At 60.7% G+C, this 15,403-nt stretch carries 16 protein-coding genes and 2 tRNA genes; 7 read left to right on the top strand and 11 right to left on the bottom strand.

Annotated features, from left to right (window positions below):
* The 6 genes from ACN9M3_RS13360 to ACN9M3_RS13335 all read right to left on the bottom strand — a co-directional run bounded on the left by ACN9M3_RS13360 (position 1) and on the right by ACN9M3_RS13335 (position 6,762).
* Positions 1–2,967, bottom strand: a complete 2,967-nt coding sequence (locus tag ACN9M3_RS13360) for a formate dehydrogenase subunit alpha (RefSeq protein WP_426171384.1) — start codon at positions 2,965–2,967, stop codon at positions 1–3.
* A gap of 12 nt (positions 2,968–2,979) precedes the next feature.
* Positions 2,980–3,177, bottom strand: coding sequence for a hypothetical protein (locus tag ACN9M3_RS13355; protein WP_426171382.1), 198 nt, complete (start codon positions 3,175–3,177; stop codon positions 2,980–2,982).
* Between the two features lie 68 nt (positions 3,178–3,245).
* A complete protein-coding gene (locus ACN9M3_RS13350; RefSeq protein WP_426171380.1) occupies positions 3,246–3,806 on the bottom strand; it encodes a TorD/DmsD family molecular chaperone in 561 nt (186 codons plus the stop codon).
* Entirely contained in the window at positions 3,803–5,908 is a 2,106-nt protein-coding gene (locus tag ACN9M3_RS13345) for a 4Fe-4S binding protein (protein ID WP_426323006.1), read from the bottom strand. Before ACN9M3_RS13345 ends, ACN9M3_RS13350 begins: the two co-directional genes overlap by 4 nt.
* Positions 5,883–6,299 (bottom strand): DUF3306 domain-containing protein, encoded by a 417-nt coding sequence (locus tag ACN9M3_RS13340; RefSeq protein ID WP_426323004.1) that lies wholly within the window; start codon positions 6,297–6,299, stop codon positions 5,883–5,885. The genes ACN9M3_RS13345 and ACN9M3_RS13340 overlap by 26 nt, the downstream gene beginning before the upstream one ends.
* Positions 6,289–6,762 carry a DUF3305 domain-containing protein gene (locus ACN9M3_RS13335; protein ID WP_426323750.1) on the bottom strand — a complete coding sequence of 158 codons (474 nt, stop codon included), beginning with the start codon at positions 6,760–6,762 and terminating at the stop codon, positions 6,289–6,291. The genes ACN9M3_RS13340 and ACN9M3_RS13335 overlap by 11 nt, the downstream gene beginning before the upstream one ends.
* 122 nt (positions 6,763–6,884) lie before the next feature.
* On the opposite strand from ACN9M3_RS13335, the gene ACN9M3_RS13330 reads away from it, so the two are divergent.
* The gene (locus tag ACN9M3_RS13330; protein ID WP_426171372.1) at positions 6,885–7,952 is read left to right on the top strand and encodes a type II asparaginase; all 1,068 of its coding nucleotides are present in this window, start codon (positions 6,885–6,887) and stop codon (positions 7,950–7,952) included.
* A gap of 76 nt (positions 7,953–8,028) precedes the next feature.
* Here ACN9M3_RS13330 and ACN9M3_RS13325 read toward each other — a convergent pair whose 3' ends face one another.
* Entirely contained in the window at positions 8,029–8,919 is an 891-nt protein-coding gene (locus tag ACN9M3_RS13325; RefSeq protein WP_426323001.1) for a LysR family transcriptional regulator ArgP, read from the bottom strand.
* A 105-nt stretch (positions 8,920–9,024) separates the two neighbouring features.
* On the opposite strand from ACN9M3_RS13325, the gene ACN9M3_RS13320 reads away from it, so the two are divergent.
* Genes ACN9M3_RS13320 through ACN9M3_RS13305 form a run of 4 tightly spaced genes read left to right on the top strand, consistent with a single transcriptional unit; the run spans position 9,025 to position 12,155 of the window.
* Entirely contained in the window at positions 9,025–9,627 is a 603-nt protein-coding gene (locus tag ACN9M3_RS13320; RefSeq protein WP_426322999.1) for a LysE/ArgO family amino acid transporter, read from the top strand.
* Between the two features lie 8 nt (positions 9,628–9,635).
* Positions 9,636–10,253, top strand: coding sequence for a hypothetical protein (locus ACN9M3_RS13315; RefSeq protein ID WP_426322997.1), 618 nt, complete (start codon positions 9,636–9,638; stop codon positions 10,251–10,253).
* A gap of 14 nt (positions 10,254–10,267) precedes the next feature.
* Positions 10,268–11,650 (top strand): spermidine synthase, encoded by a 1,383-nt coding sequence (locus ACN9M3_RS13310; RefSeq protein ID WP_426322995.1) that lies wholly within the window; start codon positions 10,268–10,270, stop codon positions 11,648–11,650.
* A gap of 34 nt (positions 11,651–11,684) precedes the next feature.
* Complete coding sequence (locus ACN9M3_RS13305; RefSeq protein ID WP_130313738.1) at positions 11,685–12,155, top strand: Dps family protein; 471 nt, start codon at positions 11,685–11,687, stop codon at positions 12,153–12,155.
* Between the two features lie 3 nt (positions 12,156–12,158).
* On the opposite strand, the gene ACN9M3_RS13300 is transcribed toward ACN9M3_RS13305, so the two are convergent.
* Entirely contained in the window at positions 12,159–12,791 is a 633-nt protein-coding gene (locus ACN9M3_RS13300; protein ID WP_426322993.1) for an NAD-dependent dehydratase, read from the bottom strand.
* A gap of 350 nt (positions 12,792–13,141) precedes the next feature.
* On the opposite strand from ACN9M3_RS13300, the gene ACN9M3_RS13295 reads away from it, so the two are divergent.
* Positions 13,142–13,792: an SOS response-associated peptidase gene (locus ACN9M3_RS13295; RefSeq protein WP_426322991.1), complete on the top strand. Its 651-nt coding sequence runs from the start codon at positions 13,142–13,144 to the stop codon at positions 13,790–13,792.
* A gap of 142 nt (positions 13,793–13,934) precedes the next feature.
* Positions 13,935–14,816 carry a DUF7305 domain-containing protein gene (locus ACN9M3_RS13290; RefSeq protein WP_426322989.1) on the top strand — a complete coding sequence of 294 codons (882 nt, stop codon included), beginning with the start codon at positions 13,935–13,937 and terminating at the stop codon, positions 14,814–14,816.
* 73 nt (positions 14,817–14,889) lie between these two features.
* On the opposite strand, the gene ACN9M3_RS13285 is transcribed toward ACN9M3_RS13290, so the two are convergent.
* The 3 genes from ACN9M3_RS13285 to ACN9M3_RS13275 form a co-directional block, all read right to left on the bottom strand.
* Positions 14,890–15,084 carry a hypothetical protein gene (locus tag ACN9M3_RS13285; RefSeq protein WP_426322987.1) on the bottom strand — a complete coding sequence of 65 codons (195 nt, stop codon included), beginning with the start codon at positions 15,082–15,084 and terminating at the stop codon, positions 14,890–14,892.
* A 67-nt stretch (positions 15,085–15,151) separates the two neighbouring features.
* Positions 15,152–15,228: transfer RNA gene (locus ACN9M3_RS13280), tRNA-Arg, on the bottom strand.
* 77 nt (positions 15,229–15,305) lie between these two features.
* Positions 15,306–15,382 (bottom strand) — tRNA-Pro (locus ACN9M3_RS13275).
* Positions 15,383–15,403: the final 21 nt, after the last annotated feature.

The following is a 15,403-nucleotide window of genomic DNA, read 5'->3' as shown; positions in this document are numbered from 1 at the left end:
TCAGCCCGCGAAGCGTTCGATATTGCAGATCGTCGTCTTGGTCTCCTGCATCATGGTGACCGAGTCGTAGCCGTAAGTCGTGGCCGTGTTGACCGCCTCCCCGCGCACGATCGGCGCTGCGCCTTCCGGGTAGTATTCCAGCATGTCCTTGCCCTGCCACCAGCCCGAGAAATGGAAGGGAATGAAGGCCGTATCCACGCCCACGCGCTGCGTCACCAGCGCCCGCACCTTGATGCGCGCACCAGTCGGCGTCGACACGATCACGTAGTCGCCATTGCGAATGCCGCGGTCCGACGCAGCATTCGGATTGATTTCCACGAAGTTCTCCTGCTGCAGTTCGGCCAGCCAGGGATTGGAACGCGTTTCTTCGCCACCGCCCTCGTATTCCACCAGCCGTCCGGAGGTCAGGATGATCGGGAATCTCTTCGCCAGGCCATCGTCGACAGCCTTCTGCTGCACGGTCTTGTACAGCGTCGGCATGCGCCAGAAGGCTTTCTTGTCGTCGTGTGTCGGATATTTGGCGACCAGGTCCGGCCGGGTGCCGAACAGCGGTTCGCGATGCAAGGGCACCGGATCGGGGAAGTTCCACACCACGGCACGCGCCTTGGCATTGCCGAAGGGGTGCACGCCATGTACCTTCAGGCATACGCGCTGGATGCCGCCGGACAGGTCGGTCTTCCAGTTTTTCCCCTCCGCCGCCAGCTTTTCGGCATCGGTCAGCTCGTCCCACCAGCCCAGTTTTTTCATCAGCACGTGGTCGAATTCGGGATAGCCGGTCGTAATGTCGGCTCCCTTGGAGAACGAGCCATCCTCCGCCAGCAGGTTGACGCCGTCGCGCTCCACGCCGAAATTGGCGCGGAAGTTGCCGCCGCCATCCATCACATGCTGGCTGTTGTCATACAGGTTGGCCGAACCAGGATGCTTGAGTTCCGGCGTGCCGTAGCACGGCCATGGCAGGCCGAAATAGTCGCCCGTCAGGTCGTAGCCTGTCTCCGCATCCTTGCCGCCTTTGCAGCGCAAGGTCTTCACGTCGAACATGTGCATATTGCGCATGTGTGCCTTCAGGCGTTCCGGCGACTGGCCGGTGTAGCCTATGGTCCAGCTGCCGCGATTGATTTCCCTCAGCATCGATTCCGGCTCGGGTTCCATCAGATTGCCCTTGCCCGGCACAAGCTTCAGCTTCGCCACCAATTGCTTGCCGAAGCCGAGCTTTTCGGCCAGCTGGTACATGATCATGTGGTCGGTGCGCGATTCGAACAGCGGTTCGATCACCTTTTCGCGCCACTGCACCGAACGGTTGGATGCAGTGACGGAGCCGGAGGTTTCAAACTGCGTGGCCGCCGGCAGCAGGTAGACGGCGCGGTTCGGGTTGACCTCCTGCCCTTCCACTTTCATCGCGGCCATGGCAGCCGTGGCGGACGGATACGGATCGATCACCACCAGCATTTCCAGCTTGTCCATCGCCTTCTTCATTTCCAGCCCGCGCGTTTGCGAGTTCGGCGCGTGGCCCCAGAAGAAGACCGCCTTTACATTGCTGTCCTGGTCGATCAGCTCGTTTTTCTCGAGCACCGCGTCGACCCAGCGCGATACGGTCGTGCCGGATTTTTCCATCATGGCCTGCGAGGCGAATTGGCTCTTGACCCATTCGTAATCCACGCCCCAGACGGCGCACCAATGCTTCCATGCGCCTGCTGCGAGGCCGTAGTACGCGGGCAGCGAATCGGGATTCGGGCCCACGTCTGTCGCGCCTTGCACGTTATCGTGGCCACGGAAGATATTGGTCCCGCCGCCGCTCTTGCCGACATTCCCCAGCGCGAGCTGAAGGATGCAGGAAGCGCGCACGATCGCGTTGCCAATCGAGTGCTGGGTCTGGCCCATGCACCAGACCACGGTGGAAGGACGATTTTTTGCCATCGTCTCCGCTGCCTGCAATACCTGTGCTTCCGGTACGCCGCAGGCTTCCTCCACCTTGTCCGGCGTCCACTTGGTGACTTCTTCGCGCACCTTGTCCATGCCGTAGACGCGGGCGGCAATGTATTCCTTGTCTTCCCAGCCGTTCTTGAAAATATGCCACAGCATCCCGTACAGGAAGGGAATGTCGGAGCCGGAACGGATGCGGATGTACTGGTCCGACTTGGCCGCCGTGCGCGTGTAGCGCGGGTCGACCACGATCATCTTGCAGCCGTTTTCCTTCGAGTGCAGCATGTGCAGCATCGACACCGGGTGCGCTTCCGCCGCGTTGGAGCCGATATACATGGCCGCCCTGGCGTTCTGCATGTCGTTGTAGCTGTTGGTCATGGCGCCGTAGCCCCAGGTATTCGCGACGCCTGCCACGGTAGTCGAGTGGCAGATGCGCGCCTGGTGGTCACAGTTATTGGTGCCGAAGAAGGAGACGAATTTGCGCAGCAAAGCTGACTGCTCGTTATTGTGTTTCGACGAGCCGACGAAGAATACGGAATCCGGGCCATCCTTCTTTTTCATGTCCAGAAGCTTGGCTGAGATTTCCTGCAAGGCCTGGTCCCAGCTGATGCGCTGGTATTTGCCGTTGACCAGCTTCATCGGATATTTCAGGCGGTACTCGCCGTGGCCATGTTCGCGCAACGCGGCGCCCTTGGCGCAATGCGCACCCAGGTTGATCGGCGAGTCGAACACTGGCTCCTGCCGAATCCAGATGCCGTTCTCCACCACCGCATCGACCGCGCAGCCCACCGAGCAGTGGCTGCAGACCGTGCGCCGCACAACCTGCTTGCTACCGCTATCACCAGCGGCAGGATCTTTTGCCTGCGCCTTGCGCATCAGCGAAAGCTGCGATGCCGCCAGCCCGACGCCGACGCCGATGCCGGAGCGTTTCAGGAACGCGCGCCGGTCCATCGTTGGCAAGGCCCGCGCCAGGCTGCCTTCCAGGCTGGATGCGAAACGGCCAGACGCGCGAGGGCCGGCAGGCCCTTTACGTGTAAGGAGCGTCATGTTGCCCTCCACTCAGATCTTGGTGGTGCGGTAGTACTTCTGGATATGTTCTGTGAGGCGGTAGCCGGAACCCGGCGGTGGTTCCGGTTCCGCAGGCGGCGTCGTGTCAGGCGGACTGCTGGCAATTTTTGCCGCGATGCCGGCGGCGGCCACGGCCCCCATGCCAGCGAAAAAGGATCGTCTTCCAGGCTTGGATTGCGTTGACATCATGGTCTCCCATAACCAACAACAGTTTCTCTTTTAACACTAGCACAAATGTTTTAACAATGCACTAATGCCTAGTCCATATCGAACGCCTGGCTTTCCACCTCGACGAAGCTGCGTGCCAGCCCTGCGACTGCACGATAGTAAGCCGCCCCGGGATGCGCATCGATAGCGTCAAAAAGCTGGTGCGCCCACGGCCGGATGTGAGCGCTAAAAAATTCCTTCTGTGTTGCAATGCTGCCATGCAGCAGGCGCATTGCATCGCATAGGGCAGCGAAATGATCCTCGCTTTCGGACAGGTGCTCGGAGCGCTCCAGGCCCAGGCGCGCCAGGTCTTCACGCAGCGCGGCCAATGGCTTCTCCATCAGGAAACCGGACAGGTAGTAGGACCCGTACAGCATGATCTCGGGCTTGCCGACGCCGATGAACAACGTTTCATACTCTTCGCGCGCGCGCTCGGCATCGGTCTTGCTGCTGGCCGTTTGCAGGCCGCGCCAGGCGTCGGCCAGCACGCCGTCGCCTTCGATGGCTGCGCCTTCGATCAAGTCCAGCACCGCCTGGGATGGCGGGCCGTAGAACAGCATGGACAACACACCGTACAGTTCGGAACGCGCATATTCTTCGTCTTCGGTCATTGGCGTTTCACCTCAAAGATGGAAACTTCTTTCTCCGGCTGCATCATGTCGATAACGCGGCAGTCGGGGCACATGCGCAGGCGGTCGAGATTGCCGCTGAAGGCTCCGTGGCCCGCGAGCTTACTGACCATATTCTCCACCATTTGCAAGGTACCGAACGGCTTTTGACACTTGATGCAGTGGTAGGGTTGAGCCTCGTTGATAACGCGCGCCTGCTTCGCTGCTGCGCCCAGCGCGAGGCGCGGCTGCAGGCTTAACGCCCGCTCCGGGCAGGTCCGCACACACAAGCCGCATTGCACGCAGTTCGACTCGGTGAAACGCAATTGCGGCAATGTTGGATTATCGGATAGCGCAGACTCCGGGCAGGCGCCAACACAAGCCATGCAGAGCGTGCATTTGCCTGTGTCGATCTCGATCGCCCCGAACGGTGCGCCTCGTGGGAGGGCTATGCAGTCTTGCGGAGTTGGCGCATGCCTTGCCAGGTGCGTGATCGAGAATTCCAACGTCTCGCGCTTGGACGCCGCAACATGGAAAGTGGCTGCCGGCAGCATCGCCCCCCGCCCCGCCACGCCGCCAGCGCTGGCGGCGAAACGTTGCAGTTCGCAGTCAAGTTCAGCGGCGTCGCGTGCGCGCAGCAGGTGGAGCTGGATGTCGCTGTAGCCCAGGCCATCGAGGATCGCCTGAGCAAACGTCATTTGTTCCGCGATCGCATCCAGGTATTGCGGCGCCTCGCAGCCAGTGGCCAACACGGCCACCCCAACCGCGCCATACGCAACCCCGGCAAGCCACAAATCCATCCCGACCGAAGCCACGTGATGGACAGGCAAAGGCAGCACGCGCGCCGGCACGCCGCGCGCAGCGCCGGCAGCCGCAAGCTGCCCCAGTTCATGTACGAGCGCACCGCCCTCATCGTCGCCATGCACGAGCAGCACGGGCCGCGCGCCGCCGGCGCGCGCATAAGTAGCCAGCATCGCCCGAATCTGTTCGCCAAAGTCAGGAGCGCGCGGCCAGGCGTACGTCAGGGCGCCGGAAGGGCACACGGTGGTGCAAGCCCCGCAGCCCGCACATAACTGCGGCGACACCTTGATATGATCGCCCGCGCTCGATATCGCCTCCGCCGAGCAGATATCGATACAGGCATTGCATCCCGGTTGCCTGCTGCGGCTATGCGCACAAATATTCTCCTTATACTGGAAGAAACGCGGCTTGCTGAACGTGCCGACCAGCTCCAGCATCTGCATCGCTGCCAGGGCCGTTGCCGCTTCGTCGGCACCGGGTGCGAAATAACCCTGCGGCAGCCGGTGCATGCGCAGCAGCGGCGCATCTCCCAAATCGAACACCAGGTCGAACTCACCGCCGCGATCCCTGTCGGCGCGATCGAAGTCGATAGCGGCAACCGCACCGCACGCTGCGACGCACTCGCGATGCGAACGGCAAGCGTCCAGGTCAACCTGGTATGCCATGCTGATGGCGCCTTCCGGGCACGCTTTGACGCAGGCATTGCAGCGCGTGCACAACTCCAGGTCGATCGGGTTGGATTGTTGCCAGCTGGCCTTGAATGCGCCAAGCCAGCCTTGCACGCGAGGCGCGCTGCCACTGAAGGTGGGCCAGGGGTGGCCTGCGATTGCCGCATCGTCGCCATCGGTGAGCAGTACGCTCACCTGAAGCTGGCGCTCCAGCTTGCGCGCCCATGCCAGCACACGGCGCGCCGGACCAAGCAGCAGGACGCGGCCTTCGGACTGGTATTCGACCTCGGGCACCGGTTCGGGGTCCGGCAGGCGGGCAGCAGCCAGCAAGGCCGCCATCTTGGGCGTGGTGTGGCGAGCCTCGTCGCTCCAGCCGCCGGTCTCGCGCAGGTTTACGAAACGCAGCGGCGCCACGCTGGACTTCATTTCGGCCAGCTCGCGGAACAGCGGCTCCTCCTGCGTGCAGCCGATGACGATGCGCTCGCCGCCCTCCAGCGTTTGCAAGTAGTCGTTGACTTCGCGGCGGCAAAGCTGGCTGGCCATCGGCAGTGGCGCTTCGCCCAAAGCACTGCCGATGGCAGCACCGTCCAGCGGCATGGTGTTGTTGCAGTTACAGATCCTCGTCTTTTGGCTCATCGTCTTCTTCCGCCGCGAATTCGCGCGCAATCAGGTTCTTGGCGTGGTTGAGGGCTGCCACCATCAAGGGCGTCAGTGGTTCGAACTTGTTGTAGTCGCCAACGTAGGTGTCCAGGCCGTCCATCACATTGAAACGAGGGTCGGCGAAGAGTTTTTTCAGCGCTGCCCGGCGCACCGTTTCGTCGACGCCGCGCGCGATAAATGGCGTGAAGTCGGACTCCGGGGTCAGGCTCTCCACCTGCTCAAGCGTTGGAGCCGGTACCGGTGCGGCGGGCGCCTCGGCGGGCTGCTCCTCGGCGCCTGGCACGATGGCGTCCGCTTCGCGCACCGTTTGCTCCTGGGCTTCGGTCTTGACGCGCGACCAGCGTGCGAAGAAGGTTTCAGCGGCCACGGCGTCCCTCCCCCTCCTCGCGCGCCATTTGCTGAACGGCGGCGCCGCCTTCGAACGACGGCCTGCGCCGCTTTCCTTTCGGCTCCGGCCGGTAATACTCCGCCACGAACGCGCCAAGCCGTTCCACCATCGAAGGCGGCAAAGGCAGCGTATCGACCTGCTCGCCCCCATCCATCAGGCGCGCAGCCTCGTTATACGACAAGGTCACGCACTGGGGCACGCCGACCTCGCCTTCCAGCCGCCACATGATGAACCAGCACGGCGAGCCGGAATCCAGGTTAAGGAAGTAGCCTTCCGCCTCGTCGGAATACAGGCGCATCGACATGCCCGGATAAAGCCACAGCGTCTCGGAAGGATCGTCGCGCAGGCAGCGCGCAGCACCACCGGGCAAGGGAGACAACACCACCTCAGCGGGCAGCCACTGGAATGGCTGCCAAGTGCTCTTCAATGGTTTGCGCTGCATAACGACAGCGAGACTGAGTTCGTCTGTTTCCACTGGCATTGTCCTTGCTTAGGAATTACAGCCATACTGCACCAAATCTAGTAACATGCGCAACATTCTTAAAACTAAGTACAGGAGAACTTATGCAACGTAACACAGCCAAGCAGTTCATTTTTGCCCTGTTTGCCTTCTTGCTTGCCTTCAGCGTTCACGCGGAGAAGCTGCCGAACGTCACGATTCTTGCCACCGGCGGCACCATTGCCGGCTCGGGCGCCACTTCCACCACAACGGTCGGCTACACTGCCGCGACTGTCGGCGTCCAACAATTGATAAACGCGGTACCGGAACTGTCCAAGATTGCAAACGTGACCGGCGAACAAGTGTTCCAGATTGCTTCCGAAAGCATGACCAACGAGCACTGGCTCACCCTGGGCAAGCGCGTCAACACGCTGCTGGCGCAACCGAACGTGGATGGCATCGTCATCACCCACGGCACCGATACCATGGAAGAGACCGCCTACTTCCTGAACCTGGTGGTCAAGTCGCGCAAGCCGGTTGTGCTGGTTGGCGCCATGCGCCCGGGTACCGCGCTGTCGGCAGACGGCCCGATCAATCTGTACAACGCGGTATTGATTGCCGGTAGCCAGGATGCAATTGGCAAAGGCGTCATGGTGGCCCTGGGCGATCAAATCCATGCCGCGCGCGAAGTAACGAAAACCAATACCTCCACCCCGGACTCTTTCAAGACCCCGGAATTGGGCATGCTCGGTTATGTGCAAGGTCCAAAGGCATTCTTCTATCGCACCTCGACTCGCAAAAATACCGTCGACACCGAATTTGATATTTCGAACCTGAGCGTCCTGCCGCAAGTCGATATCGTGTACGGCTATGCGAATATGAATGCGGTTGCGCTGAACGCCTTTATCGCCGCAGGGGCCAAAGGCATTGTCCACGCAGGCGTTGGCGATGGCAGCCTGGCCGCCAAAGTAAAACCGGAACTGATTGCAGCGCGCAAGAACGGCACTGTTATTGTTCGCGCCAGCCGCGTTGGCAATGGCATCCTGGCTCGTAATGGCGAAGCAAATGACGACGAACTGGACTTCGTGGTCTCCGATACCCTGAGCCCGCAAAAGGCCCGCATCCTGCTGATGCTGGGTATGACCAAAACCAGCAATACCAAAGAACTGCAGCGCATGTTCTACACGTATTAATCGATAGCCCGCCGAGTGCGGGCTTTTTTACGCCCGCCGCGCGCCAGTAATTGGCGCGTTCGCACCAACTTCGAGTCTAACGATCCAGTGCCCGCCCAGCGGCGGCAAGCACCTGTTCAGTGAGCATCTCCAGCTTCGGCGACTGAATGCGCCATGAATGCCAATACAGCTGGATGTCGAGACATTTGCCTGGAACCAAATCCACCAGCTCTCCCGATTCCAGAAGATCTTTATATTGCTGGCGCGGCAGCATGCCATAGCCCATTCCCAGCCGGATGGATTCAACGAAAGGGTCGCTGGAAGGAACGTAATGGACCGGGTATGCCCCAAGCGGCAGCCCTAGTTCACGCTCGATGAATATCGCCTGCAGCGAATCTTTACGATCGAAAAACATGACCGGCGCTTTACGCGCTGCTTCTCGGGTAAACCCCTCCGGAAACCAGCGCTTCACGAATTCCGGTTGCGCCAATAATCGATAACGCATGAAACCCAGGTGCTGCGAGCGGCAACCACGCATTGGTTGGGGCTCGCTGGAAACCCCTGCCAGCACCAAGCCCTTTTCAAAAAGCGAATAAGTGTGATCCTGATCGTCCAGGATTATCTCCAGCAGGATGTTTTCGCGATTCAGGAAAGCGCTCAATTCCGGCAGGAACCAGGTGCCGAGCGTGTCATTATTCACCGCAACCGGAATGCGCGGCGGCATGGCCTCATCGGCTTTTAATTCGGCCAGGAATTCCTGCTCCATCAAACGGCTGCGGCGCAGGTATTGCACCAGGCGCTGCCCGGCGCTGGTCAGGCGGATCGGGCGGCTGCGGATCAGCAGTGGAGCGCCAACTGCCGACTCCAGCCCGCTGACCCGCTGCGACACCGCCGACGGCGTCAAATGCAGGGCCGCGGCAGCTTGCTCGAAGCTGCCGGAATCGATCACAGCCAGCAAAGCTTCGCCCTGTCGCGCGTCCGGAATCATTGCACCACTCCTTTAGCAAAATTAATGAGCACTGAAACATCTTAATTCAGCTTCATTTGCGTGGCTAGCGGCGGCAAAATTCCGGCTCCACAACAGGAGTTAAAAATGCAGAGTTATGTGAACGGTTTGGGGCTCGGAGCGAGCCTGATCATGGCAATTGGCGCCCAGAATGCGCACGTGCTGCGGATGGGCATCAAGCGCCAGCATGTGGCGTTGACGGTGGCCGCTTGCATCGTGATTGACGTGATACTGATCGCGCTGGGGGTCGCTGGCGCCGGGGCGATGATCCAGGATTCGCCATTCTTGCTGGCGGCCGCGCGCTGGGGCGGCGCAGCCTTCCTGCTGTGGTATGGCCTGCGCAGCTGGCGTTCGATGTTGACGCCGAAATCGCTGGCGGTCGACGCCAGCGCGCCGGCACCGGGCGCCCGGCAGGCGCTGGCCAGCGTCGTCGCGCTTTCACTGCTGAACCCGCACGTCTACCTCGATACGGTCGTGCTGCTGGGTTCCGTCGGCGGCAGCTACCCGGACGGCCAGCGCGTAGGCTTTTCGGCCGGCGCCATGACCGCTTCCCTGCTGTGGTTCACGGCACTGGGCTGGGGCGCCACGCGCCTGGCCGGCGTGTTCGGCCGCCCGCTGGCCTGGAAGTGCATTGAAGGACTGACAGGTGCGGTCATGCTCACCATCGCCGCGGGGCTCGTCATGCGTTAATATTTTGCATGCTCATTCTCTACGCCGGAACGATTGTCCTCAGCGCTTTCCTGCTGTTCCAGGTGCAGCCCATTATCGGCAAAATGGTCCTGCCATGGTTCGGAGGATCCGCGGCTGCGTGGACGATTTGCATGCTGTTCTTCCAGTTCACGCTGCTGCTGGGCTACCTTTACTCGCACCTCACCAGCCGCTACCTCGCGCCGCGCCGGCAAGCCTGGTTGCATGCAGGCTTGCTACTGGCCGCAGCACTCACGCTCCCCATCATCCCGAGCGATAGCTGGAAGCCGTCGACCGGCAGCGACCCAGCCTTCCTGCTGCTTGGCCTGCTGGCAGCGACAATCGGCCTGCCATATTTCCTGCTTTCGACCACGGGGCCATTGGTCCAGCACTGGTTCGCCCAGGAACGCCCAGGCAGCGTGCCCTACCGGCTGTTTGCACTATCGAACTTCGCTTCGCTGCTTGGCTTGCTGAGCTACCCGTTGCTGTTCGAGCCACGCTTTACCGTCAAGGAAATGTCCACTTTCTGGTCGGCGGGCTTTGGCTTGTTTGCCCTGTTTTGCGCCGCCCTCGCCTTGAGTGGGCGCGGCCGCAGCGCAGTGCCCCATACCCTGCGCGAAGATCGATAGCGGGCAAGCCGACCTTGCGCGACAGCCTGTTGTGGTGTGGCCTGGCCGCCGTGCCTACGGTGGTCCTGATGGCAGCCACCAGCCACCTGACAGCCAATATCGCCCCGGTGCCGATGCTTTGGGTACTGCCGCTGGTGATCTATCTCCTGACGTTCATCCTCTGCTTTGAAAGCGCGCGCTGGTACAGGCGCTGGCTGTTCCTGCCCTTGATGGCACTACTGACACCGCTCCTGATTGCCTGCACCACGTTCCCCAGCCTGATGCCACGCGGGATTGTGTGGCCTACCCTGCTCTTCAGCGCCAGCATTTTCACCTTCTGCATGGCATGCCACGGCGAGCTGGCGCGCCTCAAGCCGCAACCCGCGCAGCTAACCGGCTACTACCTGGTGATCGCAACTGGCGGTGCAATCGGCGGCATCTTCACCGGCCTGCTCGCGCCGCGCATGTTCAACGACGACTACGAACTGACCCTTTCCTGCATTGCCGCCGTTTGCATCGTCGGAGCCGCATGCCACCACCGCCCCGCTGAGCCGATGAAGCGCGGCGCGCGCGTCAAGGCGGCAGTGTTTTTCACCACCCTGGTCGGCGTCTTGTGGGGCGCCAACGCGATCTGGCCGGCGATACCGACCATCAAGGCCCGCAATTTCTATGGGACGGTCAAGATCAAGGATACGGAACCCGGTCCAAGCCAGGTCCGCCAGCTCACCCACGGCACCATCGTGCATGGACGCCAGTTTCTCGAAGCGCAGAAACGGCGCTGGCCAACAAGCTATTACGGCAACAACAGCGGCGCCGGCATTGCCATCGCAGCCAGCCGCGATGGCGCCGCCCAACACGTGGGCGTGATCGGCCTTGGAGCCGGCACCATGGCCGCCTATTGCCGGCCTGGCGATGTGTACCGCTTCTACGAAATCAATCCGTTGGTGCTCGACTTCGCCGAAAGCTATTTCAGCTTCCTGCGCGACTGCCCCGCCAGGAAAGACATCGCCCTCGGCGATGCGCGCCTGGTACTGGGCGCCGAAGCGCCGCAGCAGTTCGATGTGCTGGCAGTAGATGCTTTTTCGGGCGACTCGGTACCGGTACACCTGTTGACCACGGAAGCCTTCAATATCTACTTCCGCCACCTGAAGCGGGACGGAGTGCTGGCCATTCATATCTCTAACCGCTACCTGGACATGGCGCCCGTTGTGAGGCGTGCCGCGGATACCTTCCACCGCACGGCCTTCCTGTCACAGAACAAATCCGATTCCGTGCGCGGCACGACCGCCGCCACCTGGGTGCTGATAGGCCAGCGCGAGAAGCTGTTGCAATACGCCGGCCTGCACGAACTGCCGCCCGCCCCGGATGTGCGGCCATGGACGGACGATTACAGCAGCCTGCTTGAAATCATGAAATAATCGTCAGGCAAATACTGACCGAAAGGAACACGCAATGAAGATTGATATTGGCTTGTCCGACGACAGCCGCGCACGCATTGCCGATGGCCTGTCCCGCCTCTTGGCCGACAGCTACTCGCTCTACCTGATGACCCACAACTTCCACTGGAACGTCAAGGGCCCGATGTTCAATTCCCTGCACCAGATGTTCATGACGCAGTACACCGAACAGTGGACCGCGCTGGACCTGATCGCAGAACGCATCCGCGCGCTGGGCTATCCAGCGCCGGGCACCTATGCCGAATTCGGCAAGCTAAGCACCGTCAAGGAAGTGGCCGGCGTGCCGAAGGCGATGGACATGGTGCGCCACCTGGTCACCGCCCAGGAAGCAACCGCCCGCACAGCCCGTTCGCTGCTGCCAGTGGTCGACGAAGCCAACGACCAGCCGACCGCCGACCTGCTGACCCAGCGCCTGGACGTGCATGAAAAAACTGCGTGGATGCTGCGCAGCCTGCTGGAAGAATGAGCCTCAGGCCATCCTGTCCGAAGTAATGATGTGCTCACCCGGTTGCGGGTGCATTGCCGCGTCGAACATGGCGCGGGCAATATTCCCGGCCGGGTTGATGCGCCATGCGCGCGGCAGCACCGGCCCAAGCGCCGACAGGATCGGCACCAGGATTTTTTCGCCGAGGCGGAATTCTTCCCTCATGCCACCAATCAAACCGGGCCGCGCAATCACCAGCGTTTCAAAGCCAAGCGAGCGCACGCCATGCTCTGCCTCGCCCTTTACGCGGTTATAGAAAACGCTCGATCCCGCGTCCGCACCCAGTGCTGAATTCAGCACAAACGTTGGCGTGCCATGCTGGCGCGCCAATCGCGCCACCGCCATCGGATAATTGTAGTCCACCTGGCGGAAGGCATCCTGCGAGCCCGCGACCTTGATGGTCGTGCCCAGGGTGCAGATCACGGCATCGGCCTGCCACCAGGGCTCCAGCGCCGGAAGCCGGTCGAAGTCCACGATCGGCGCCACCAGTTTGGCATGCGGCTCCAGCCTGCGGCGCGTAGGCGCGACAACCTGGCCAACCTCCGGCGAGCCGAGCGCCAGCTTCAACACTTCACGGCCGACAAGGCCGGTTGATCCCACCAGGAGCAGTTTTTTCATGCAGGGATCTTATCAGTCCGCATTCCGGATTGCATTAGCCCGCCGCCGCAGTTCCCTCTCCGTGGCAAACGGACGATCCTCTTCCAAGCACGGCTCGTCCTTCAGTTCATCGCGAAATGTCCAATGCAGATGGCTCGCTCGCACTACCAGCCCACGCAAGCGCTTGACTTCCCACAGCACGGCGAGCATGTCTTCATTCTGGTTTCGAAGCCAGATTTCGCGAAGTTGCGCGGCTGTCAGCGGCTTTCGTGTAACTGTATGCATATACAGTAGTTTAGCAAGCCCGTTCCGGTTAGCATAGGCCGATGTGCACTAATTACCGCCCGACTTCACGCGACCTCCTGCAGGAGATGATGGATCTCGACCTCTCCACGCTCGCCGGCATGGAATGGCCCGATGAAACCTGGAAGGACTACGACGCCCCCATCATCCGTCTTGGCCTCGACGGCCAGCCGGAATGCCTGGTCGCGTCTTTCGGCTTTGTGCCGCGTCGGCATGCTCCGGCCGCAATGCCATCGCTGATCACCATGAACGCCCGCAGCGAAACCATCGGCCAACTGCGCTCCTACAGCAAGTACTGGCGTGCAAGCCAGCTTTGCCTGGTTCCAATGACCGGTTTTTACGAGCCAAATTACGAGTCCGGCAAGGCGGTGCGTTGGCAGATCAGCATGGCGGACCAGAGGCCCTTTGCCGTTGCCGGCATGTGGCGCAGCTGGGAAGAAGCCGACGGGAGCATTAGCCACGCATTCACGCAACTGACCATCAATGCCGATGAGCACCCTTTACTGAACCGCTTCCACAAGCCGGATGACGAAAAGCGCACCCTGGTGGTGGTGCCACCGGAAGCCTACCGCGACTGGCTCTCCTGCCGCGATCCTGAAGTTGCCCGCGCCTTCCTCAGCCCCTACCCGCACGAACTAATGCAGGCATGGGAAGATCCGCGCCCGGCTGCCAAGAAAAAGCCAACATTAGAGAAACAGCAATCTTTGTTGGATTTTTAATGTCGAGAAACTTTACAGTCGGCATTCTTTCTGAATGCCTGACCCACGCCATTTCTCTACAAATCAATGATTTACAAATGCATGGCCTAAAAATTGCTTATGATTATTAAAAATTTCCAAAAGCAAATTTCAGATGCCATCCATGAAACCAAAGTTCCTCGCTCTCGCAGCCATTCTCACGGTCCCGGCTTTCGCTAACGCCACCCCACTCACCCTTTTCGCTGGCAACAACGTCACCCTGGAACAAGGCAGCAAAGTGACTGGCGATGTGGGCGCCAAAGGCAACGTCACCGTAAAGTATGGCTCCCAGGTAACCGGCAACGTTGCAGCTGGCAGGAACATCACCCTTGAGCAGAACTCGCAAATCAAAGGCAATGCCACCGCCGGCAACCAGGTGGAAGTGAAATATCAAGCCAATGTGACTGGCAACGTGTCCGGCAAGATGAATTCGCCAACGCTGAATACCTTGCCGCCTGCAACCGATTTCAAGTCGGGCGGAAACGCATACGGCCTCAAATCCGGCGCAACGGCCGTGTTGGCGGGCGGCCAGTACGGCAACGTCAACCTTGAGTACGACTCCACCCTGAAGCTGACTGCAGGCACGTATTACTTTGATTCCTTGACTGTCGGTGCCGAGAGCGCGTTCATCTTCGACTTGTCCGGTGGCGCCATCAAGCTGTTCATCAAAAACCACGTGAACATCGGCTCGAATTTCGACTTCGAAATGCTGAACGGTACCGCCAACGACATCTACACTGAAACGACTGGCAACTGGACGCAGGGCGCCTGGGGTGAATGGTTCGGCACCCTGTTCGCTTCCGGCGCCAACAGCAATATGCACTTCAACCAGGGCAACAAGCTGGGCGGCATCTTCATGGCAGGCAAGAACATTCAGCTGGACCTGGATACCATCGTGACCGCCATGCCGGAGGAAAACTCGAAAGTGCCGGTTCCAGGCTCACTGCCCTTGCTGGCAATTGGCCTGGCTTCACTGGCGCTCCTGCGCCGCCGTAACGTCGGCTGAGTTCCCCATTCAATTCGCTTCCGATCAGCCCACTGGGTTCGCCAAGGACCAAGCGGAGCTCGGCACAATTCGGCTAATCCTGCAGGTAGCGCTTGAACATCGCATCCACCAGCGACGTACTGTAGCGATAGCCAGCTGAAATCGGCTGGGCTGCTGCAGGCGGGACTATGCACTCCGGCTGCCTTGGTGGCGGTGTTGCCTTGGCCAGCATGGGTTGGAAAACAATAACGGCGCCGGCACAGGCGGCGAAAAAGCGCAACTTGTTCAAATTCTGGCCAATGATCTATCGATCGGGCGAGGATACCAAAATTCCAAGTTGGAAACGAAGCTGAGATTGGCCTGCCCTGCAGGAATCGAACCTGCGACCCTCGGCTTAGAAGGCCGATGCTCTATCCAACTGAGCTAAGGGCAGAGTCGCGGGCGAAGCAAAAAAAGCCATGCCGCAAATGAAAAGCGGGTTGTCCGAAGACAACCCGCTCGAGAATTTCCTGGTCGGAGTACAAGGATTCGAACCTTGGACCCCCTGCTCCCAAAGCAGGTGCGCTACCGGGCTGCGCTACACTCCGATAAACGAATAATACCCCGGC

The organism is Pseudoduganella sp. R-43, assembly GCF_049913255.1.
Taxonomy (GTDB): domain Bacteria; phylum Pseudomonadota; class Gammaproteobacteria; order Burkholderiales; family Burkholderiaceae_D; genus Rugamonas.
Note: the sequence above shows the minus strand (reverse complement) of the source record. Positions and strands in the feature narration are given on the sequence as shown.